Annotated in this window: 20 protein-coding genes, 2 pseudogenes and 2 riboswitches; of the genes and pseudogenes, 15 read left to right on the top strand and 7 right to left on the bottom strand. The window is 67.5% G+C overall.

The window, feature by feature from the left end:
* Positions 1-7 precede the first annotated feature (7 nt).
* Positions 8-1,030, top strand: coding sequence for a zinc-dependent alcohol dehydrogenase family protein (locus I7X18_RS27890; RefSeq protein WP_193045549.1), 1,023 nt, complete (start codon positions 8-10; stop codon positions 1,028-1,030).
* Positions 1,031-1,042: 12 nt separating this feature from the next.
* On the opposite strand, the gene I7X18_RS27895 is transcribed toward I7X18_RS27890, so the two are convergent.
* Entirely contained in the window at positions 1,043-1,672 is a 630-nt protein-coding gene (locus I7X18_RS27895) for a GNAT family N-acetyltransferase (RefSeq protein ID WP_193045548.1), read from the bottom strand.
* 47 nt (positions 1,673-1,719) lie between these two features.
* Here I7X18_RS27895 and I7X18_RS27900 point away from each other — a divergent pair, with 47 nt between their 5' ends.
* Positions 1,720-1,884 (top strand): hypothetical protein, encoded by a 165-nt coding sequence (locus tag I7X18_RS27900; protein ID WP_193045547.1) that lies wholly within the window; start codon positions 1,720-1,722, stop codon positions 1,882-1,884.
* Positions 1,885-1,918: 34 nt separating this feature from the next.
* On the opposite strand, the gene I7X18_RS27905 is transcribed toward I7X18_RS27900, so the two are convergent.
* Together I7X18_RS27905 and I7X18_RS27910 are read right to left on the bottom strand one after the other, a co-directional pair.
* Positions 1,919-3,583 (bottom strand): ABC-F family ATP-binding cassette domain-containing protein, encoded by a 1,665-nt coding sequence (locus I7X18_RS27905; protein ID WP_193045546.1) that lies wholly within the window; start codon positions 3,581-3,583, stop codon positions 1,919-1,921.
* A 22-nt stretch (positions 3,584-3,605) separates the two neighbouring features.
* Positions 3,606-4,817 (bottom strand): MFS transporter, encoded by a 1,212-nt coding sequence (locus I7X18_RS27910; RefSeq protein ID WP_193045545.1) that lies wholly within the window; start codon positions 4,815-4,817, stop codon positions 3,606-3,608.
* 115 nt (positions 4,818-4,932) lie between these two features.
* Here I7X18_RS27910 and I7X18_RS27915 point away from each other — a divergent pair, with 115 nt between their 5' ends.
* Together I7X18_RS27915 and I7X18_RS27920 are read left to right on the top strand one after the other, a co-directional pair.
* Positions 4,933-5,499: a TetR/AcrR family transcriptional regulator gene (locus I7X18_RS27915; protein ID WP_193045544.1), complete on the top strand. Its 567-nt coding sequence runs from the start codon at positions 4,933-4,935 to the stop codon at positions 5,497-5,499.
* Positions 5,500-5,572: 73 nt separating this feature from the next.
* On the top strand, positions 5,573-6,244 hold the full coding sequence (locus tag I7X18_RS27920) for a cutinase family protein (RefSeq protein WP_404822788.1): 672 nt from the start codon (positions 5,573-5,575) through the stop codon (positions 6,242-6,244).
* A gap of 1 nt (position 6,245) precedes the next feature.
* Here I7X18_RS27920 and I7X18_RS27925 read toward each other — a convergent pair whose 3' ends face one another.
* Positions 6,246-7,208 (bottom strand): glycoside hydrolase family 6 protein, encoded by a 963-nt coding sequence (locus I7X18_RS27925; protein ID WP_404822787.1) that lies wholly within the window; start codon positions 7,206-7,208, stop codon positions 6,246-6,248.
* A gap of 74 nt (positions 7,209-7,282) precedes the next feature.
* A complete protein-coding gene (locus tag I7X18_RS27930; RefSeq protein WP_193045542.1) occupies positions 7,283-8,287 on the bottom strand; it encodes a LacI family DNA-binding transcriptional regulator in 1,005 nt (334 codons plus the stop codon).
* Positions 8,288-8,605: 318 nt separating this feature from the next.
* Between I7X18_RS27930 and hisD the strand changes: the two genes are divergently transcribed.
* The 11 genes and pseudogenes from hisD to I7X18_RS27985 all read left to right on the top strand — a co-directional run bounded on the left by hisD (position 8,606) and on the right by I7X18_RS27985 (position 18,803).
* Positions 8,606-9,952: a histidinol dehydrogenase gene (gene hisD / locus I7X18_RS27935; protein ID WP_193045541.1), complete on the top strand. Its 1,347-nt coding sequence runs from the start codon at positions 8,606-8,608 to the stop codon at positions 9,950-9,952.
* Between the two features lie 10 nt (positions 9,953-9,962).
* Positions 9,963-10,709, top strand: coding sequence for an SDR family NAD(P)-dependent oxidoreductase (locus I7X18_RS27940; protein WP_193045540.1), 747 nt, complete (start codon positions 9,963-9,965; stop codon positions 10,707-10,709).
* 88 nt (positions 10,710-10,797) lie between these two features.
* Positions 10,798-12,168, top strand: coding sequence for an MFS transporter (locus I7X18_RS27945; RefSeq protein ID WP_193045539.1), 1,371 nt, complete (start codon positions 10,798-10,800; stop codon positions 12,166-12,168).
* 62 nt (positions 12,169-12,230) lie between these two features.
* Positions 12,231-12,791, top strand: a complete 561-nt coding sequence (locus I7X18_RS27950) for a nucleoside/nucleotide kinase family protein (protein WP_404822786.1) — start codon at positions 12,231-12,233, stop codon at positions 12,789-12,791.
* Between the two features lie 46 nt (positions 12,792-12,837).
* Positions 12,838-12,949: riboswitch (TPP riboswitch) on the top strand.
* A 98-nt stretch (positions 12,950-13,047) separates the two neighbouring features.
* Positions 13,048-13,692: an ECF transporter S component gene (locus I7X18_RS27955; RefSeq protein ID WP_193045537.1), complete on the top strand. Its 645-nt coding sequence runs from the start codon at positions 13,048-13,050 to the stop codon at positions 13,690-13,692.
* The gene (locus I7X18_RS27960; protein ID WP_193045536.1) at positions 13,689-15,185 is read left to right on the top strand and encodes an ABC transporter ATP-binding protein; all 1,497 of its coding nucleotides are present in this window, start codon (positions 13,689-13,691) and stop codon (positions 15,183-15,185) included. Before I7X18_RS27955 ends, I7X18_RS27960 begins: the two co-directional genes overlap by 4 nt.
* Entirely contained in the window at positions 15,182-15,943 is a 762-nt protein-coding gene (locus I7X18_RS27965) for an energy-coupling factor transporter transmembrane component T family protein (RefSeq protein ID WP_193045535.1), read from the top strand. The genes I7X18_RS27960 and I7X18_RS27965 overlap by 4 nt, the downstream gene beginning before the upstream one ends.
* Positions 15,944-16,002: 59 nt before the next feature.
* Positions 16,003-16,093, top strand: a riboswitch (glycine riboswitch).
* A gap of 196 nt (positions 16,094-16,289) precedes the next feature.
* A pseudogene (locus tag I7X18_RS27970) lies at positions 16,290-16,478 on the top strand (glycine cleavage system protein T); the annotation flags it as partial.
* A gap of 80 nt (positions 16,479-16,558) precedes the next feature.
* Entirely contained in the window at positions 16,559-16,960 is a 402-nt protein-coding gene (gene gcvH, locus I7X18_RS27975) for a glycine cleavage system protein GcvH (protein WP_193045534.1), read from the top strand.
* Positions 16,957-17,247 (top strand): annotated as a pseudogene (locus I7X18_RS27980) (serine hydroxymethyltransferase); the annotation flags it as partial. The gene gcvH and the pseudogene I7X18_RS27980, both read left to right, overlap by 4 nt.
* A 152-nt stretch (positions 17,248-17,399) precedes the next feature.
* Entirely contained in the window at positions 17,400-18,803 is a 1,404-nt protein-coding gene (locus tag I7X18_RS27985; protein ID WP_193045533.1) for an L-serine ammonia-lyase, read from the top strand.
* Between the two features lie 135 nt (positions 18,804-18,938).
* Here I7X18_RS27985 and I7X18_RS27990 read toward each other — a convergent pair whose 3' ends face one another.
* Both I7X18_RS27990 and I7X18_RS27995 read right to left on the bottom strand, forming a co-directional pair.
* The gene (locus tag I7X18_RS27990) at positions 18,939-19,715 is read right to left on the bottom strand and encodes a class I SAM-dependent methyltransferase (protein ID WP_193045532.1); all 777 of its coding nucleotides are present in this window, start codon (positions 19,713-19,715) and stop codon (positions 18,939-18,941) included.
* Entirely contained in the window at positions 19,712-20,233 is a 522-nt protein-coding gene (locus I7X18_RS27995) for a molybdopterin-dependent oxidoreductase (RefSeq protein WP_226863302.1), read from the bottom strand. The genes I7X18_RS27990 and I7X18_RS27995 overlap by 4 nt, the downstream gene beginning before the upstream one ends.
* Positions 20,234-20,384 lie beyond the last annotated feature (151 nt).

Here is a 20,384-nt window from a genome sequence, read left to right on the forward strand (position 1 = left end):
CACCATCATGCGCGGTGTGGTCATGCACGCCCCCGGCGATATTCGTGTCGAAGAACGCGACGACCCGAAGATCCTCGAGCCGACCGACGCCATCATGAAGGTGTCGGCGGCATGCATCTGCGGATCAGACCTCTGGCCCTACCGGGGCATCGGTCAATCCGGTGGAGAATCCCCGATGGGTCACGAGTACGTGGGTGTCGTGGAAGAGGTGGGACCCGATGTCACCACCGTCAAGGCGAGTGACTTCGTGGTGGGGTCGTTCTTCGCCTCCGACAACACCTGCGAGATCTGTCGGGCGGGCTACCAGAGTCGCTGTGTCCACGCGGTATCGATGGGCGCCATCGGCACGCAGGCCCAGTACGCCCGGATTCCCCTGGCCGACGGCACTCTCGTCGCCACACCCGACCATCCGACGGCCGATCTCATGCCGAGCCTGCTGGCGGCATCGGACGTATTGGGCACCGGCTGGTTCGGTGCCGTGGCCGCCGACGTGGGTCCCGGCAAAACGGTCGCCGTCGTCGGTGACGGTGCTGTTGGACTGTGCGCCGTCCTGGCCGCCAAACAGCTCGGGGCGGACCGCATCGTCGCGATGAGCCGCCATGCCGACCGCCAGGCCCTCGCCCGGGAGTTCGGTGCCACCGACGTCGTCGCCGAGCGCGGTGAGGACGGCGTCGCCGCCATCAAGGAACTCACCAACGGGCTCGGCGCGCACAGCGTCATCGAGGCCGTCGGCACCCAGGAGTCGATGATGCAGGCGATCCGGTCCACCCGCCCCGGCGGTCACGTCGGCTATGTCGGTGTGGCCCACGGCGTCCAGTTGCCCGGCGGCGAACTGTTCTTCTCCGCGACGCACCTGCACGGCGGTCCGGCGCCGGTGCGCAGGTTCCTGCCCGATCTGATCGATCTGATCTACAGCCGTGAGATCGATCCGGGACGGGTGTTCGACCAGCAACTGCCACTCGAGGATGCCGCAGCCGGCTACGAGGCGATGGACGAACGCCGCGCCATCAAGGTGTTGCTGACGCCGTAACGCGGGGCGCGGCTACCAGAGGTCACCGGGACGCCAGTCGCAGACGAGCGGTGCTGTCGTCGCCAGCGGCGGTTGCGAAGGAGGCAGCAGGACGAAGATGCGGTCGGCGCCGTCGTAGGTGTCGACGACGCCGTCCGGGGTCTCCGCTTCGGTGGGGCCCGTCCACAGTCGCCAGCCGCGAGCGGCGTAGAACGGCGCAGCGTCGTCCACGGCGTTGAGGGCACCGATCTGGTGGCGCGTACGGACGATCGACTCGACGTGGTCCATGATCAGGCTTCCGAGTCCTCGCCCCTGTTGGTCGCCGCGGACAGCGACACCCTCCACGTAGCCGGTGTCGAAGAACTGATCGTCATGCCTGAGCGCGCGGGCGACGACGGCAGCGTGGGCCAGCAACGTGCCGCCTTCGGCGACCAGGACATGAACTCCTTCGACGGCATGGGCCCAGTCGTGGGCCCGGAAGTTGTCACCGAAAGCGGTCCGGACCAGCGTCTGGGCGGCGGTCAGAGCCTGTTCGCCGAGCTCACCTGGTTCAGCAATCGACACGTCGAGCACATCGAGCCACGATGCCACGGCGACGAGGCGGCGCAGTGCCACCACGCCCGCTTCCCGCGGGTCCGTCAGGAAAAGTGCGCGCCAACTCACTGCTAGCTACTGCTAACAATTGCTAGCACTCAGGTAGAGTGGACAGTATGCGAAGTTTGCCGATCACCGCTACCGGCCGACTGCTGTGCCACGTCCACCGCGCTCTCGACGTCACCGCCGTGGGACGCAGCTTGGTCGACCGGTACCTGCCAGAAGACGAGACCACTCCTGAAGACGTCTGCATCGTCGATCGCGAGCTGACGCGCTGCTAATGCAGGGCTGGAACCCCGCGGGGTGACTGACCGGCTACAGCTCGAGGACTCGGCCGTCGTCGACCAGCCAGGAGCGATCCAGCCGAACGTTCTGCAACATCCGGCGGTCGTGAGTCACCAACAACAGCGCCCCGTCGTAGGTCTCGATGGCCTGTTCGAGCTGCTCGATGGCGGGGAGGTCGAGATGGTTGGTCGGCTCATCGAGCACCAGCACGTTGGTACCCCGCGCCTGCAGCAGTGCCAGGCCGGCACGGGTGCGCTCACCGGGTGAGAGATCGTCCACCGCGCGTTCCACGTGGTCGGAGCGCAGCCCGAACTTCGCCAGCAGGGTTCGTACGTCGGCGGTCGTCCATTCCGGCACACGCTGCTCGAAGCGATCGACGAGTCGGTCTTGACCGGTGAAATCAGCACGGGCCTGGTCGATTTCGCCGATGGCGACATTGGCGCCCAAGCCGGCGCGGCCCTCATCGGGCCGACGGCGTCCCAGGAGCAGCCGCAACAGCGTCGACTTGCCCGCTCCGTTGGGGCCGGTGATCCCGATCCGCTCGCCGGCATCGACCTGCAGCGACACCGGGCCGAGGACGAAATCGCCCTGCCGCACCACGGCGTTGTCGAGTGTGGCCACCACCGAACTCGACCGCGGCGCGGCGCCGATGGTGAACTGCAGTGCCCACTCCTTACGGGGCTCTGCGACTTCGTCGAGGCGTGCGATCCGGCTCTCCATCTGGCGCACCTTCTGCGCTTGCTTCTCGCTGGACTCGGTGGCCGCGCGTCGTCGGATCTTGTCGTTGTCCGGAGCTTTACGCATCGCGTTGCGGACGCCCTGGCTGGACCATTCGCGCTGAGTGCGTGCACGTGCCACGAGGTCGGCCTTCTTGTCGGCGAACTCCTCGTACTGCTCGCGCCGATGCCGTCGACCGATCTCCCGCTCTTCCAGGTAGCTCTCGTATCCACCGCCGAAGACGGTGGTGGTGTTCTGCGCCAGATCAAGCTCCAGAACATGGGTCACGCTGCGCGCCAAGAACTCCCGATCGTGACTCACCAGCACCACACCAGCCCGGAGATCACTCACGAACTGCTCCAGCCGGGCGAGGCCGTCGAGGTCGAGATCGTTGGTCGGCTCATCGAGCAGGACGACGTCGAAGCGCGAAAGGAGAAGCGCCGCAAGCCCCACCCGCGCCGCCTGCCCACCCGACAGCGCGGTCATCGGGGTCGATCGCGGTTGCACGGCATCGGAGTCGAGGCCCAGGTCGGCCAGTACCGCCGGCAGCCGTTCGTCGAGATCCGCCGCGCCGGTCGCGAGCCAGTGATCGAGCGCAGCAGAGTAGACGTCGGCCGGATCCCCCTCGGCCGGACTGTGCTTCGGGTCCGCCAACGCCTCGGCCGCGGCGTCCATGGCCAGCGTCGCCGCGGTGCATCCGGTACGGCGCGCGATGTAGGCGGCGACCGTCTCCCCCGGTACCCGCTCGTGCTCCTGAGGCAACCACCCGACGAACGCGTCGGCGGGCGCGAGGCTGACCGAACCCTCGAGCGGCTCGAGATCCCCGGCCAGGATCCGCAGCAGGGTGCTCTTACCGGCGCCGTTGGCACCCACCACTCCGACGACGTCGCCCGGCGCCACGGTCACGTCGAGCCCTTCGAACAGGGTGCGATGGGCGAACCCGCCTGCCACGTTCTTCGCGACAAGGGTTGCGGTCATGGGCTCATCGTCCCACTAGCGGTCAGCGCTGAGCCGTGCAGAGGTCGTCGTCGGCGGCCCGGGTTTCCGGATCGCCGTAGAGGCCGTCCAACGGCCCCGTCATCCGAGCGATGATCGGGCTCACCGCCGTGAGCAGGGCCAGCACCGCCGCGACGACGATCGCCCCGCGGAATCCGTGGGCCTCGGTGACGACGCCCGCGAGAGCGGTACCGATCGCGCCGCCGACGAACATGGCACTGTTGAGCCAGCCGAACGCCTCTGTGGCGACGTGCTCTTCAATCTCGCCGGACACCATGATGTAGAGCGCCGACAATGCGGGGGCGAAGCCCAACCCTGACATGAACAAACTCGCGAACTGCAGCACCCGGTTGTCGAAGACACCGAAGAGGACGATCCCCACGCACAAGAGCGCCAAGGCGGCGACGACGCCGCCGACACCGAGCCGTCGGTGTCCGAACGCCAGGCCGCCGATGAGTGAGCCGACGCTCGCGATCGCGATCGCCACACCCGCGGTGACGCCTTCGCGGCCCAGCGCGGCGACGATGCCGACCTCCAACGCCGTGAACGAAGCCACCAGGCCGAGGCTCGCCACCATGGCCAGCATGACGGCGCGATTGACCAGCACGCTGCCGAAGACCGCCTTCTGCTCCGCGATCCGCGGGCGAAGGCCCCCTGTGCCGAGGAGGAACCATCCCGTGCCCACCACGGTGACGGCCGCCGAGACCACCAGCGGGAACGCGGTCGATACCGCCGAAGCGAGGAAGGTCGCGGCGACGGGCCCGATCACCCAGATCAATTCCTGTGCGGTGGTGTCGAGGGCGAACAGCGCCCGCACCCCGTCGCGAGGCACCATCTGCGGGTAGAGCGCGCGGACCACCGGCATCAGCGGCGGGACCGATGCGCCGACCAGCAGGCCCAGCGCCATCAACGTGGCCGGGGACGGGCCCGCCCAGGCGAGCAGCAGCATGCTGACGCCGTTGACCAGCGCTGAGACCACCAGCGTCGGCACCATGCCGACACGCCCGGCGATGCGTGCGGTGACCGGCATGGCCACCGCTTGGCCAACGCTCATCCACGCGACCACCGCGCCGGCCACGGCGTACGACCCGGTCAGCCCGTGGACGTGCAGCAGGATTGCCAGCGACATGATGCCGAGTGGCAGACGCGCGAACAGCTGTGAGGCCGTCAGGTTGAGGACACGCGGCGTCCGCACCAACTCGCGATAGGCCCGCATCAGCCACCCCCTCTTCAAGCATGGCCGAACTGGCCCAACTCAACCCGACCGACTATACCGTCCAGACGGTACAGCTCGTGTGCCGTCACTCCCGGTGCCGTCGTAGGGTGGCCGAATGACGTCTTCGCGGGACCGGATCCTCGACGCCTACGAGGATCTACTCGCTGTCGAAGGTGAGCGTTACGCGACGGTGGAGGCGGTCGCGGCCAAGGCCGGGGTCTCCAAGGGCGGGTTGCTCTACCACTTCCCCGCCAAGGACCAACTGGCCGCGGCAATGTGCGACCGGTTGGTGACACTGGCCGCCGACGAAGCCGAACGCATGCGGACGGCGGACGAGGGGCCGGCGCGGTACTACGTCCGGTCCTCCCACTACGCCGGCACGCCCCTGGACCGCGCCCTGATGGCAGTTTCGCGGCTACAGCAGGCCGGTGATGCCCGGGCGAGGGCGGTCATCGAGTCGGTGTCGGGACAGTGGTTGAGCATCCTGCGCGACGCACTCGGCAGTCTCGACGCCGCGCGCGCGGTGAAACTGATCGGCGACGGGCTGTACTACCACGCCCTGCACAGCGCACTCGGCGGCCACCCGGCGACGACAGAAGCCGACGAGGGCTTACTCGAAGTGGTCGATCGAATCACCGACGGCCTAAGGGTGTCCGGGGGACAACACCCATCCGGCTTGTGACTGGAGTGAATTCTGGGACTATTGGGTACAGACCGGACAACCTGTCCCCGATCAACCCGGCCGAGAGGCAACAGTGCTCGTCGACAACGCGGCGCGATACGCGAGAGCGGCGATGGTTCTCGCCGCTCTTGTCGGCCTCGCCCTGATCGGCGCCCCGGCGGCGTCAGCCGCGGCGAAGTGTCCGGACGTCGAGGTCATCTTCGCCCGCGGCACCGACGAGCCGCCCGGGCTCGGGGTGGTCGGTAAAGCCCTGGTCGATGCGCTGAAGCCCATGGTGAAGGGGAAGTCGGTCAACACCTACGCCGTGAAATACCCGGCCACGTGGGACTTCGCTCAGGTGGCCGTCGGCGCCAACGATGCGAGCGTGCGTGTCCAGACGACCGCGGCCAGATGCCCCGCCACCAAGATCGTCCTCGGCGGTTACTCGCAGGGAGCGGCGGTCATCGACGTCGTCGCGACCTCACCCGTCGCGGGACTGGGATACCGCGCGCCGCTGCCGGCCACCGCCGTTCCCCACGTTGCCGCCATCGCTGTCTTTGGTAACCCGTCTGCGCGGATCGGCCAACCGCTGACCCGCATGAGCCCGGACTTCGGCGCTCGTACCGCCGACCTGTGCAACACCAACGATCCGATCTGCTCGCCGGGGCAGGACTTCGACGCGCACGTCACCTATCCGCAGTCCGGTCTGGTCAAGCTGGCCGCACAGTGGGTGACCGCTCATGTGCAACCACGGAAGACCGACTGAACTACCAACCCGCGTTGCTGGCCAGATCGGTGGCGTACTGGGCGACGAACGTGCCCGCGCTGGGTGCCCCGCCGCCGCACGAGCCGTCGGACTCACCGGGCCGCTTGACCCACAGATAGGCGTCGGCGCGCGGGCCTGCGGTGGCGGTGGTCGGGGCGGCGCCCAGGGCCCGCCCGGGGGGATTGCACCACGAATCGCTGTCGAGGGGTCCGGCGCCGTTGCGCGACGTGTCGATCACGTAGTTCGACCCGTTGGTCATATTCGAGATCGTCTCGCCGTAACCCGTCGACTCCTCGGTGGTGAAGAAGTTGGCGGTGTTGAGGCTGAAGCCCCGCGCCTTGTCGACGCCGACCTGATTCAGCCGGCCCGCCATCACGTCGGCGGGCACCCAGCGCGGATGACCGGCATCGACATACACCGCAGTGCCCGGGTTGCGGGTCAGCGTGTCGACGGCGTAGCCGATCAAGTCGAGGCGTTCCTGCTGCTGACCGGGTGAGAGGCAGCCGATCATGGCCAGCGCGTCGGGTTCGAGGATGACCGCGGCCGGTCCGGGGCCGATGGCGGCCGCGACCCCGTCGATCCAGCCCCGGTAGGCTCCGGCCGACCCGAAGCCGCCCGCGGCAAAGCTGCCGCAGTCGCGGTTCGGGATGCCGTAGAGCGCCAGAATCGGGATCGTGCCGGCGCCTTGCGCCGCGGCGATGTACTTCGCGTCGACCGACGGAGTCGACAGATGGTCCATCCAATACGCCGTCGGAGTGTTGACAACAGCGTTCAGTTGCGGGTTCGGCGGCTCGATCCCCCGCGCAGCGCGCATGCCCTTCGACTCCGGGTTCACGTAGAAGGGCTTACCGACCAGCGGGTTGGCGTCACTGGCCAGGCGCACCGCCGAGGTGGGGCCGGCGTGCTCAGGAACGACCAGAGCCCCCATACCGGCGACGGCCGCAGCCGTCAGGAACGGAGCCATCCACCGTGCAGCTGAGGACATCACCCCCGGAAACTTAATGGTGCTTCACAACCGGCGCCAAACCGACCCGGAAGTCACAGCGTCGACGGGAGCGCTGCGCTCGTCGTGCCTCTGACGACGAGGTGCGAGCGGAACGTCAGCGTCCGGTAGGGCGCGGTGGGCTCAGCGATGCGGTCGAGCAGCGCTCGGGCGCCCGCTTCTGCCATGGTCCGGCTCGGTTGATGGACGGTGGTGAGGTCGAACGCCGGCCAGGCCGACATGGCGATGTCGTCGTAGCCCACGATCCAGAGGTCATCGGGGACGGCGACGCGCTCGGCTCGGGCAGCGTCGAGTGCGCCGAAGGCAACGAGGTCGTTGCTGCAGAAGATGGCGGTGGGCGGGTCGTCGGCACGCAGCAGTCGCGTCGCTGCGCTCAAACCGAAATCGTGGCTGAAGGGTCCTTCCAACACCTGTTCGGCGGGCAGCGGTGCGCCGGCTTCGGCCAGTCGCTGCGAGAAGCCGCGGAACCTGTCGCGGGCGGTACTGGCTGTGGATGGGCCGCCGAGGAAGGCGATTCTGCGGTGGCCGTTCTCGAGGAGGTAGTCCGCGACAGTGCCACCGCCGGCCACATTGTCGCTGGACACCTGGTCGCACCCGAGGGTTTCGACGGTGCGGTTGATGAGCACGACCGGACTGTGCCTGCGCAGAGCGGCCCGCAGCGGAGCGGAGGCTTCTGTCACGGTGGTGAAGATGACGCCGTCCACGGAGCCGGCATTGATCGCCTCGAGCGCAGCGTCGTTACCCGGACCGTCCGAGTTCCAGAGTGTGACCTTCTGGCCTGCGGCATCCAGATAGGACGTGAGCGCGTCGAGGATCTCCGGATAGAACGGATTCCTCAGATCGGCGACGACGACACCGATGGTGTTGACTCGGCCGGTCTTCATCGCACGGGCGCCCAGGTTGGGCACGTAGCCGACGGCCTTGGCCGCCTCGAGGATCCTCTTCCGCGTCTCGGCGCTCACGGTGCCCCCGCTGAGCGCCCGGGACACGGTGGCTTGCGAGACTCCCGCCAGTCGGGCGACGTCGTAGCTGGTCGGCATTCGTATCCAATCCTCCCCTCGCAATCCGAGGGGCCGATCGCGCCCCGGTCATTCTCACCTGCATGTCCGATCGTTCCATGCTGGGTTCCATCAGTGCATACGGATTCATGTTCTCCGCACAGCCTCTGAATACGCAACCACGCAGATCACCTGGCTATTTAGCTGGTCAGTGCCTACGCATACTCGTTCTATGCCACACTCTTGCATCTATTACTGCATACGAATACACTGACCGAGGTAGGTGACAGCGGGCACAGCGTTCGCAGTACGTGACCGACAGCACCGCCGGTCAAGACCCACCTCGACGGAAGGACGTTCATGACGATTGCGGCCGCGCCACGAAGCGAGATCGCCACCACAGACCTCAAGCTCCCCCAGCGCGAGAGCGTCGAACGGGGAAGCACCGCGTCCGTGCGCTCCACGGTGGAGAGCGTCATCGAAGACATCCGCACCCGTGGCGACGCCGCAGTGCGCGAGTACTCGGAGAAGTTCGACAAGTACTCAGCCGAGAGCTACCTGCTCACTCCGGAGAAGATCGACGAGATCATGGCTCGCGTTCCGCAGCAGGTCATCGACGACATCGAGTTCGTCCAGGAGCAGGTTCGGGTGATGGCCCAGAAACAGCGGGACTCGCTGACCGATTTCGAAATCGAAACGCTCCCCGGTGTTTTCCTCGGCCAGAAGAACGTCCCGGTTCAGGCTGCCGGCGCGTACATCCCGGGCGGAAAGTACCCGTTGCTGGCGAGCGCCCACATGACGATCGTGACGGCGAAGGTCGCCGGGGTGAAGCGAATCGCAGCCTGCACGCCGCTGATCCGGGGTGAGGTGCCGGACGCCACAATCGCGGCCATGCACCTGGCGGGTGCCGACGAGATCTATCTCCTGGGCGGTATCCAGGCGGTGGCGGCCATGGCCGTCGGCACCGAGACCATCCGCCCGGTCAACATGCTCGCCGGTCCCGGCAACGCGTTCGTCGCGGAGGCCAAGCGCCAGTTGTTCGGCGAGGTCGGCATCGACCTGTTCGCCGGGCCGACCGAAGTGCTCATCGTCGCCGACGAGCATGCCGACCCGTTCATCGTCGCCGTCGACCTGCTGTCGCAGGCCGAGCACGGCCCGGACTCACCGGCCGTGCTGATCACCACCAGCGAGGAATTGGGCCGCAAGGTCATCGAACACATCGACACCATCCTGGTCGACATGCCGACCCGCGACTTCGCCGAACCGGCCTGGCGTGACTGGGGTGAGGTCCGCGTGGTCGAGACCCTGGACCAGGCCTACGCCCTCGCCGACGAGTACGCCTCCGAGCACGTGCAGATCCTGACCGAGAACCCGCGCGAAGCGCTGGACAAGATGCACGACTACGGCGCTTTGTTCCTCGGTGAGGGAACCTGTGTTTCCTACGGCGACAAAGTGATCGGGACCAACCACGTCCTCCCCACCCGCGGCGCCGCCCGCTACACCGGCGGGCTGTGGGTCGGAAAGTACCTGCGCACCGTGACCTATCAAGAGGTGACGAACACCGAGTCGAGCGCGTTCTTCGGTGAACTGTGTGGGCGTGCTGCCCGGGTTGAGCTGTTCGAGGGGCATGCGCGGTCCGGCGACGTGCGGGCTGCGAAATACCGCGGCGAGAAGGTGTCGTGGTCTGACCACGACTTCACCGGATAGCGGACAGACCGTGGTCAGTTTCGATCTGAAGGGCAAGTCTGCTCTGGTGACAGGGGCCGGTCGCGGTCTCGGTAAGGCCATCGCCGATGGCCTTACCGAGGCCGGCGCGGTCGTCTACGGAACCAGCCGTGACCGTGACGCTGCGCAGTCCATCGCCCGTCGGTACGGAACGCACCCTGTGGCGGTCGACGTGACCGACACGGCGGCGATGCGCACCAGCGTCGCCGAACTGCTCGACCACAGCGGCGGCATCGACCTGCTGGTCAACAACGCCGGCGTCAACATCCCCAAACCCGCTGTCGATGTCACCGAAGAGGACTGGGACACGGTCCTCGACACGAACCTGCGAGGTCAGTTCTTTCTCACCACCGAGCTGGCGAGGACATGGCTCGCCGCATCACTGCGCGCCGCGGTCGTCAACGTCGCCTCTCAGGCCGGTGTGGTCGCCATCGAAGAGCGGGCCGCATACGGAACCAGTAAGGCCGCACTGATCCATCTGACGAAACAGCTTGCGCTGGAATGGGCTCCGCACGGCATCCGGGTCAACGCAGTGGCCCCGACGTTCGTGCGCACAGAGCTGACCGAATCGACCCTGAGCCGCCCGGAATGGGCCGGTGAACTACTGTCCCGGATTCCCTCGGGCCGCTTCGGCGAACCCGACGACATCGTCGGTGCCGTCGTCTTCCTCCTCAGCGACGCGGCCGCGCTGATCACCGGTCACACCATCGCCATCGACGGCGGATACACGATCCGCTGACCCAGCCGTCCTCAAGCAGCGGGGACCAGCACCGACAGCACAACCAGACGTCGCCGCGAACCGACGTCATCTCATCGATCGGAGAATCATGGCCACCGCCACTCTGACGCCGGAGCAACTCCGTCGGCGCTCCGTGCAGTCCGGCACCATCGGCGCGATCGTCGAATGGTACGAGTACACCGTCTACGGTACGTCGGCCGCGCTCGTCTTCGGACACTTGTTCTTCCCGAATCTGCCTGGCGCCGTGGGACAGATCGTATCGCTGGCCACCTTCGGTGTCGGGTTCCTTGCCCGGCCGGTCGGCGCCTTCGTATCCGGTCACCTCGGCGACCGGATCGGCCGGAAGGCCACCCTGATCATGACCTTCACGATCATGACGGTGGCGACGGCGGCGATCGGTTTCCTGCCCACCTACGCACAGATCGGTGTCGCCGCACCCTTGCTGCTGTGCATCTTGCGGTTGGCGCAGGGCTTCGCCGTCGGCGGCGAATGGGGTGGAGCGGCGATCATCGCCGTGGAGAACTCCCCGCGTGCGAAGCGGGGGCTGTTCGGTTCATGGCCGCAGGTCGGCGTGTCCGCAGGACTGCTGCTGGGCACCGCCGTGGTGTCGTTGTCGTCGTGGATCTCCGGTGACGCCTTCGACGAGTGGGGTTGGCGCATCCCGTTCCTCATGGCCATCGTGCTGGCCTTCGTCGGCCTGTACATCCGTCTCCGGGCCGCCGAAAGCCCGGCATTCCTGACGGAGAAGGCCAAGATGGAGTCGGAACTGGAGAAGCGCAAGGCGCCCGCCGTGGTGCTGTTCCGCAACTACAAGAAGCCGTTGCTGATCGCGATCTTCGGCCGCTTCGCCGAAGCCGGAAACTACTACCTCTTCACCACTTTCGTGCTGTCGTACGTGACGACCACTCTCGACGCGCCACGGTCCTACGGTCTGATCGCGTCCATGGTCGGCGCCACGGCGAACATCATCATGATCCCGGTGTTCGGCCGGCTCTCCGACCGCATCGGCCGGGTGAAGACCTTCCTCATCGGCGGTGCGTTCATCGTCGTCACGGCGTGGCCCATCTTCGCGCTGGTGCACACCGGTCAGCTGTGGGGCATCATCGCCGGCGTCACGATCTTCCTCGCCCTGGGACATGCGATGGTCTACGCACCGCTGCCCGCCCTGTATTGCGAGTTGTTCCCCACGGCGGTGCGCTATTCCGGGATCTCGATCGGCTACCAGATGGCGTCGATCCTGCTGGCCAGTTTCACCCCGGCGCTGGCCAGCGCCATGGTCCTGTGGGCAGACGGCGGTCTCTGGATGGTCATCGTATTCGCGATCCTCACCACCGTCGTCGCGATGATCGCCATTTCGTTCGCCCGCGACCGCAGGCATCTCGAACTCGACGAGATCGACGCCGAATTGGACGGCATCGCCGAGGATCACGCGCAGAACCGGTCGCCGTCGCACGGCTGAACCCGAACCGGGATCGACGGCGAATCGGCGCTGCTACGTTCGACGTCGACATGGAGACCGGCGTGCCACTAGAGAGCGTCGTCCGCCGCTTGACCGCCGCCGGCGCCACCACCGTTTTGATCGACGGGCGGTCCGGGTCGGGCAAGTCGACCCTCGCTGACCAGTTGTGCGCGCGATGGGAATCCAGCGTGGTGGTTCGCCTCGACGACATCTACCCCGGGTGGGACGGACTGGCCTGGGCCATCGACCACATTTACCGGGAACTGCTACATCCGCGCGCCGACGGCCGCCGGGGATGCTGGCGGCGCTGGGACTGGGCCACCGGTACCGCCGACGACTGGAACAGCGTCGAACCCGGCCGGCGGCTGATCGTCGAGGGGGTCGGCGCGTTGTCCCGCGCCAGCAGCGCGGTGGCCGATCTCGGTATCTGGGTCGACGCCCCCGACGACGTCCGCAAGCAGCGGGCGTTGCAGCGTGACGGCGACTCCTTCCGTCCGCACTGGGAGCGGTGGGCACGACAGGAGGACACGTACATCGCCGGTCACGCACCGCGTTCGGCAGCCGACATCCTGGTGACCGAGACCGCGTCCGGGCTGATCTGGACCGAGACAAACACGCGATAGCGCCTGCCCCGGTGTAGCGGCGGCGCACTCCCTGCGCTAGCTTGAGGCGGAACCACACGGGAGCGCACACCGAGTGCGCTGAGAGGACGGCTGACGCGCCGTCGACCGTACGAACCTGACCGGGTAATGCCGGCGTAGGGAGATGCGTATGAAGACCGTCATCGACACATCACTGATATAGCAGCGCCTCGGGCAGCACCGCGCCCGTAGCCAATGCCGCTGTGTACCAGCACATTTCGAACTTCAAGGAGGCCTCATGGGCCGGCAACACATCACGGACCCCGCAGCACCTGATCACACCACCACGACCAACGCCCCGGGGCGGTGGCGGGTGGTCGACATCGTCGTCGCGAGCGTGCTCGCAGTGGCGGCGGGCCTGGTCTTCGTCTTCTGGAACATCGCATCAAACCCGATCACCGCCCCGCTGGAGGCGGTGGTCCCAGGCCTTCAGGCGCTGGCCGGTGGTGGGTGGCTGTTCGCCGGCGTGCTCGTGGCGCTGGTGATCCGCAAACCCGGTGCAGCCCTATTCGGTGAGATGGTCGCCGCGACCGTGTCGGCGCTCGTCGGCAACCAGTGGGGAGTCCTGACCATCGAATTCGGGCTCGTGCAGGGTCTGGGCGCCGAACTGATCTTCGCGCTGTTCCTCTACCGCCGCTGGAATCTGCCGGTGGCGATCGCCGCCGGGGCGTTCGCGGGTCTGGCGATGGGCGTCAACGAAGTCATCCTCTGGTATCCCGACGCGACGACGGCCTTCAAGGCCATCTACACGGCCTCAGGCGTCGTGTCCGGCGCCGTGATCGCGGGCGTCGGTTCCTGGTTCATGGTCAAGGGCCTGGCGAAGACCGGGGCGCTCAGCCGGTTCGCGTCGGGCAGGGTGATGCTCAGCCGCAAACCCGAATGACCCCGGCCGCGCAACCGGCCCGCGGGGCAGGGGTGACGGCCGAGAGTTGGGGCTGGCAGCACGCCGGTCAGCGCGGCTGGGCCGTCCGCGACCTGGACCTGTCCATCGAACCCGGACAACGGGTGTTGCTACTCGGACCGTCGGGGTCGGGGAAGTCCACGATCCTGCACGGACTCGCCGGGCTCCTCGGCGGTGCAGAAGACGGCCGGGAGGCGGGGCGTCTGCTCGTCGACGGTGCGCGACCGGCCGAGCGACGCTCCCGGATCGGGATGGTGCTGCAGGACCCCGACTCACAGGTGATCCTCTCCCGCGTCGGCGACGACGTCGCCTTCGGCATGGAGAACTTCCGCGTTCCGCGCGCTGCGATATGGCCGCGCGTTCACGACGCGCTGCGCGCAGTGGGGCTGAGCCTGCCGCTCACCCAGGACACCGCGCACCTGTCCGGTGGGCAGAAGCAACGTCTCGCGCTGGCCGGTGTCCTGGCGATGCATCCGGGGCTGATCCTGCTCGACGAGCCCACCGCCAACCTCGATCCGGCCGGTGTCGTCGAGGTTCGGGATGCCGTCGCCGCCGCCGCCGACCTGACCGGCGCCACCCTCGTCATCGTCGAACACCGCACGAAGGTGTGGCTGCCCGTCGTCGACCGGGTCGTCGTGGTGGGCGAAGACGGCGACATCATCGCCGACGGAACCCCGGAGCAGACGGTGCAGCGGGAGAGCGCGCACCTGGTCCGTTCCGGCATCTGGGTTCCGGATGCACCTGCGCCCACAGTCCATCGCCATCCGCCCGCGCACGCCGAACCGTTGCTGGCCGCCGCCAAGCTGTCGGTGGGTCACCGCACGGGACCGGCCCTGCAGAGCGGGCTCGACCTCGAATTCCGCCGGGGCCGCATCACGACGGTCAGCGGACCGAACGGTTCAGGTAAATCGACCCTCGCCCTGACGCTGGGCGGACTGCTGCCACCGCGCGACGGCACCCTCGAGGCCGTGGGCGCCTTCGCGCCGTCACCGAAGAATCGGCAACCCGTCCGGTGGCGCTCCAAGGAACTCCTCACCCGGATCACCAGCGTGTTCCAAGACCCCGAACACCAGTTCCTCACCGCGACGGTGCGTGACGAAATCCTGCTCGGGCCCAGGGCGCTCAAACGGGGCACGGCCGAGACAGCCACGCTGGGCGACGCCCTGCTGGAGCGACTCCGCCTCGCCCACCTGGCTGACCAGAGCCCCTACGCCCTCTCGGGTGGCGAGAAGCGGCGACTGTCCGTCGCGACGGTGCTGATGACGCGACCCGGCGTCATCGTCCTCGACGAACCGACCTTCGGGCAGGACCGCCGCACCTGGGAAGAGCTGATCCACCTGCTCGCCGAGATCGCCGACGAGGGCACGGCGGTGGTGGCCGTGACCCACGACGCCGAGTTCGTCCACATACTCGCCGACGACCGCATCGACCTTCCTGCGCTCGCCGCGCCCCAGCCCGCCGGCGGTACACGATGACCCTCGGCGCCCGCCGGACGGTGAACCCGGTCGCGAGGCTCCTGACCGCCGGTGTGATCGCCGTCGCCCTCGTGTTGAGCGTCGACTGGGTCTCGGCGCTCACCGCGCTCGTGCTGGAGATTCCGCTCCTGGTGCTGCTCGGAGTCCGGCTGCGGTCCTTCCTGATTCGCGGCGGATTGATCACCGTCGCAGCCGGGCTGACCGCCCTCACCAACCTTCTCTACGGTGAGGTCAGCGGCACCGTGCATTGGCATTTCCTGTTGATCAACGTCAGCGACGGCTCCATCGAGTTGGCGTTGGCCATGTTCCTGCGCGTCCTGGCGATCGCGCTGCCGTCGGTGTTCCTGTTCCTCGATGTGCAGGCGACGGAACTGGCGGACGGACTGGGTCAGATCTTCCGACTGCCCTCCCGTTTCGTCGTGGGGGCGCTGGCGGGGATGCGGCTGGTCGGGTTACTGCGCGAGGACTGGCGCTACCTGGGCTACGCGCGCAGGGCCCGCGGCGTCGCTGATCATGCCCGCGTGCGGCGAGCGCTGGGCCAGGCGTTCGCGTTGCTCGTCTTCGCACTGCGCCGCGGCTCGAAGCTGGCGACCGCGATGGAAGCGCGCGGATTCGGCGCCTACTCCGACCGCACCTGGGCCCGGCCCTCGAGGTTCGGGGCGCCGGAGTGCACCCTGGTGTTCGCGGGAGTCGCCATCGCGGCGGCGTCGATCGCCGTCTCGATCGGCTATGGCGCCTGGGAGTTCATCGGAGCGTAGTGGGCTTGCCGCTGATCGAGCGGGTGTATGTTGTGGACTCAACAAACTGAATACGCCGTTGACGCGTTGTGGGAGAACCTCGAACTCGAGGCGCCGTAGGAGCAATCTCCTCCCCGGGAATCTCTCAGGCCCAAGTACCGCGACGCCGAGGCAACTCTGGAGACAAGATCCGCCCGCGAAGGCGGCTCTTACCGAAGGTGTACGACGCCGTCCGCGGCGTCCCAGACTCTCAGGTTTCAGGACAGAGCGGGGAGGGCGCCGGCCCGGTGCGCACCGGGCTTTCGAACCTTGGAGCTGCCCTCATGTCCCGACATCCTTTCGTGCCGACCCCGACATCGGCAGACGCATGAACAACCACCCCGCGCTGTATGACGAGCACGCCGCACTGAACGCAGCGTTCACGGACTTCGCCGGATGGCAGATGCCGTTGAAGTACACCAGCGAGCTCGCCGAACACCACGCCGTGCGCACCGCCGCCGGCCTGTTCGACCTCAGCCACATGGGTGAAATCGCCGTCCGGGGCCCGCAGGCGGCACGGCTGTGGACTACACGGTGACCGCACCCCCGTTCTACACGCGCCCCCGCTCCTGATCGATTGCCGCCGAGAGGATTACGATGACCACGTCCGACCTTCCCGATGACCGCCTGTACAGCTCCGACCATGAGTGGGTGACCCTCACCTCCGCCGAGGTGCCCGCTGAACCTGTCCGAATCGGTATCACTCGCGTCGCCGCCGAAGCCCTCGGCGACCTGGTATTCCTCGACCTGCCCGATGTCGGCGCCGAGGTCACCGCCGGTGCGGCGTGCGGCGAGGTGGAATCCACCAAATCCGTGTCCGATCTGGTCGCCCCGGTGACCGGAACCGTCACCGAGATCAACACCACCGCCGTAGAAGACCCCAGCATCGTGTCGGCGGACCCGTACGGGGAAGGTTGGCTCTTCGCCGTCGAGGCGACGGCGCTGGGAGCCCTGATGACCGCCGCCGAATACGCCGAGGCGAACGAACTCTCGTCATGACCGTCCTCAACGAACCCCTAGCCGGCTTCGACCCCGAGATCGCGCATCTGATCGACCAGGAGCGGCTACGCCAGGAGACAGGCCTGGAGATGATCGCTTCGGAGAACTACGCGCCGCTGGCGGTGATGCAGGCTCAGGGGTCGGTGCTGACCAACAAGTACGCCGAGGGGTACCCGGGTCGGCGCTACTACGGCGGATGCGAATTCGTCGACGGCGTCGAACAACTCGCGATCGACCGGGTGAAGGCGCTGTTCGGCACGGAGTACGCCAACGTCCAGCCGCACTCCTCCCGCAGGTTCACCCTTGACGACTTCCGGACCGTCGCCGACCTGATCGCCAAGGCGCTGATCGCCTCTGGCGCGGACGAATTGGCCGCGCTCCGCGGTGAGGTCCATGACCTGGCCACGCGTTATCCGCTCTACCCGGAGCTGGCACGGCCATGACAGTCAGCGTGTTCGACCTGTTCTCGATCGGCATCGGCCCGTCGAGTTCGCACACGGTCGGTCCGATGCGTGCGGCCAATCGGTTCGCCGCCACGCTGCGGGATCGGCACCTCCTGGACCGGCTCGCCGACGTGCGCATCGACCTCTACGGATCGCTGGCCGCGACGGGCGCCGGCCATGGCACGATGTCGGCCATCCTGCTCGGGTTGGAAGGGTGCCGGCCGGAGACGATTCCGACCAGACACAAGGAATTGCGCTCCCGCGAGATCGCGCAGACCGGCATCACCCGTGTCGACGCGACCGTGCCCGTGCGGCTCAGCGAACGCGATATCGCCTTGCATCCCGAGATCGTGCTGCCGACGCACAGCAACGGTATGCGCTTTTCGGCCCTCGACGCCCGGGGCGATGTGTTGGCCGATGAGACCTACTTCTCCGTCGGCGGCGGATTCGTCGTCACCGACGATTCGGCGCATGACGACGATTCGGCGCATGACGACGGCGTCGCCGCGCCGCCGGTGCAGCTGCCGTACACCTCCGGCGACGAGCTGCTCGGCATCTGTGACCGCTTGGACGTCCCGATCAGCGAGGTCGTGCTGCGCAATGAAACCTACAGCCGCACACGGGGAGAAGTCCGGACCAGATTGCTGCACATCCGCGATGTCATGATGGAGTGCGAACAGCGCAGCATCCGCCGCGACGGCCTGCTCCCCGGTGTACTGGGTGTGCGGCGTCGGGCCAAGGCCTGGTTCGAGCGCCTCGATGCCGAAGACCCCGACCGCAAACCGGAATTCGCCGAGGACTGGGTCAACCTCGTCGCACTGGCGGTCAACGAGGAGAACGCCACCGGCGGGCGCGTGGTCACCGCACCCACCAACGGGGCGGCGGGCATCGTTCCCGCCGTTCTGCACTACGCGGTGCACTACACCCGCGCCGGAGCCGCGGATCCCGACGAGACCACCGTCCGCTTCCTGCTGACCGCGGGTGCCATCGGGTCGCTGTTCAAGGAGCGCGCCTCCATCTCCGGCGCCGAGGTCGGTTGTCAGGGCGAGGTGGGTTCGGCCGCGGCGATGGCTGCGGGCGCGCTGGCCGAAGTGCTCGGTGGCACACCGCATCAGGCCGAGAACGCCGCGGAGATCGCGATGGAGCACAGCCTCGGCCTCACGTGTGACCCCATTGCGGGGTTGGTGCAGATCCCGTGCATCGAACGCAACGCCATCTCCGCCGGCAAGGCGATCAATGCCGCGCGAATGGCGCTGCGGGGCGACGGAACTCACCGCGTCAGCCTCGATCAGGTCATCGAGACGATGCGCACCACGGGCGCCGACATGCACACCCGATACAAGGAGACCTCGACGGGCGGTCTCGCCATCAACGTGTCGGTGAACCTGGTCGAATGCTGAGCAGCTAGAAAACCCAGGCCACGAGGAAGCTCACCAGCACGCCGAGCAGAACTACGGTTCGGATGACCGAAGCGACCGTACGGCTGCATGATTCGCTGCTCTGCTCGAACACCAAAGGTTTTGTGTTCATCTGTGTCACGCGGGCCGCCGCTGTGCGGTGATGACCCGGTACGGCGCGTCGAAGGCCACCCGGCCGTCCGCACCCACGTGTCCGGCGAATGCTGTCTCGAAGGCGTCGATCAACGTCTCCCGCTCGTCGCCGGCACGGTTGACGGCGCTGACGTGCATCGGCGACTTCTCCGCAATGAAGCCTATTGCTTCTGCTACAGAGGCGAACTCCCAGCGGTGGGAAGCGGTGGTGATGCGGATGTCGGTGAACGCGGACCACAACCGTGCCAGAGCGGTGGCGGTCTCGCCCCATTCATCGGGGGCGAACGCACTGCCGGGCGCGGGCCCCAGAACCCTCTCCATCGGATCGATCAACGGGTTGTGCTCCACCCGGACCCACGCCGAGAGGCCGAGCAGGCCCCCCGGTTTGAGGAGTCTTGCCAGCTCTGCGACTTGAGCAGCGGGCTCGACGAAGATGATCCCCACACTCGAGACCACGGCGTCGATCGAGCCGGATTCGAGGCCGGTCTCGGTGGCGTCGGCGACCGCCCACGCCACGTCGAGTCCGTCGTCGCACGCTTGTTTTGCACCGATGGCGACCAGCTCGGGCGTCAGATCCACACCGATCACGTGCGCTCCGCGAGTGGCTGCGGCGCGTGCGGCCGTGCCGGTGCCACAGGCTAGATCCACCACCGCCGCACCCTTCAGTGGGTACCGCTCCCCGACGGCGTCCACCACGTGCTCGGCGATCCCGGCGATTCGCCGGGCCACCGCTTCGTAGTCACCGCACGCCCATACCGTCATTCCGGGGCCAGCTGAACGACGCGCAACTCGCTGAGGCCCTTCACGTAGCGGGCGCCGCCGACATCGCCCGGGACGACGAGACGAGGCCCGTCCAACCACACGCCGTCCTCCATCCAGGCGACGAGCGCCGGTCGTCGCGCCAGAGGCGGCGCCGCGTCGGCCCACGACAAGGTGGCTGCGTATCCGTCGCCGCCGATTGCGACGATGGCGACGGTGAGGAGGGGATGTTCGGCCGCGTCGTCGACGATCGGTTGTGAAGCGGTGATCAACGCCTCGAGTGGGGCGCCCTCGTAGACGTGGGTCTGCGGACCGGCATCGGTCACGAATGTCACGAGCTCGGTCCGGCTCGGATACGCACGCAGTTCAGATGTCGTGAGGTCGAGGGCGGCGTGCACGTCCCCGGACACCGTCAGGCTCCGATCGTGTGGGGATTCCGCGTGCGAAACGGGCGCACCGAGCAGTAGACCGAACGTCGCACACAGGACCGCGCAGATCCGTCGCGTCGGCGATCCGCCCATCGGATACCTCTTTCGCATGGCGCCATTCGCAGCTTGGCCCTGCCATAGGGGTGCGAGCTCCCTGGCTATCGCGGTCGAAGCGGTCACACAGGTGAAGACGCCCGACGCGGCGGAGTCATTTCATGGTCGTCGCCCCACTCACCTCGGCAGC

It is taken from the genome of Mycolicibacterium baixiangningiae (genome assembly GCF_016313185.1).
Classification (GTDB): Bacteria; Actinomycetota; Actinomycetes; order Mycobacteriales; family Mycobacteriaceae; genus Mycobacterium; species Mycobacterium baixiangningiae.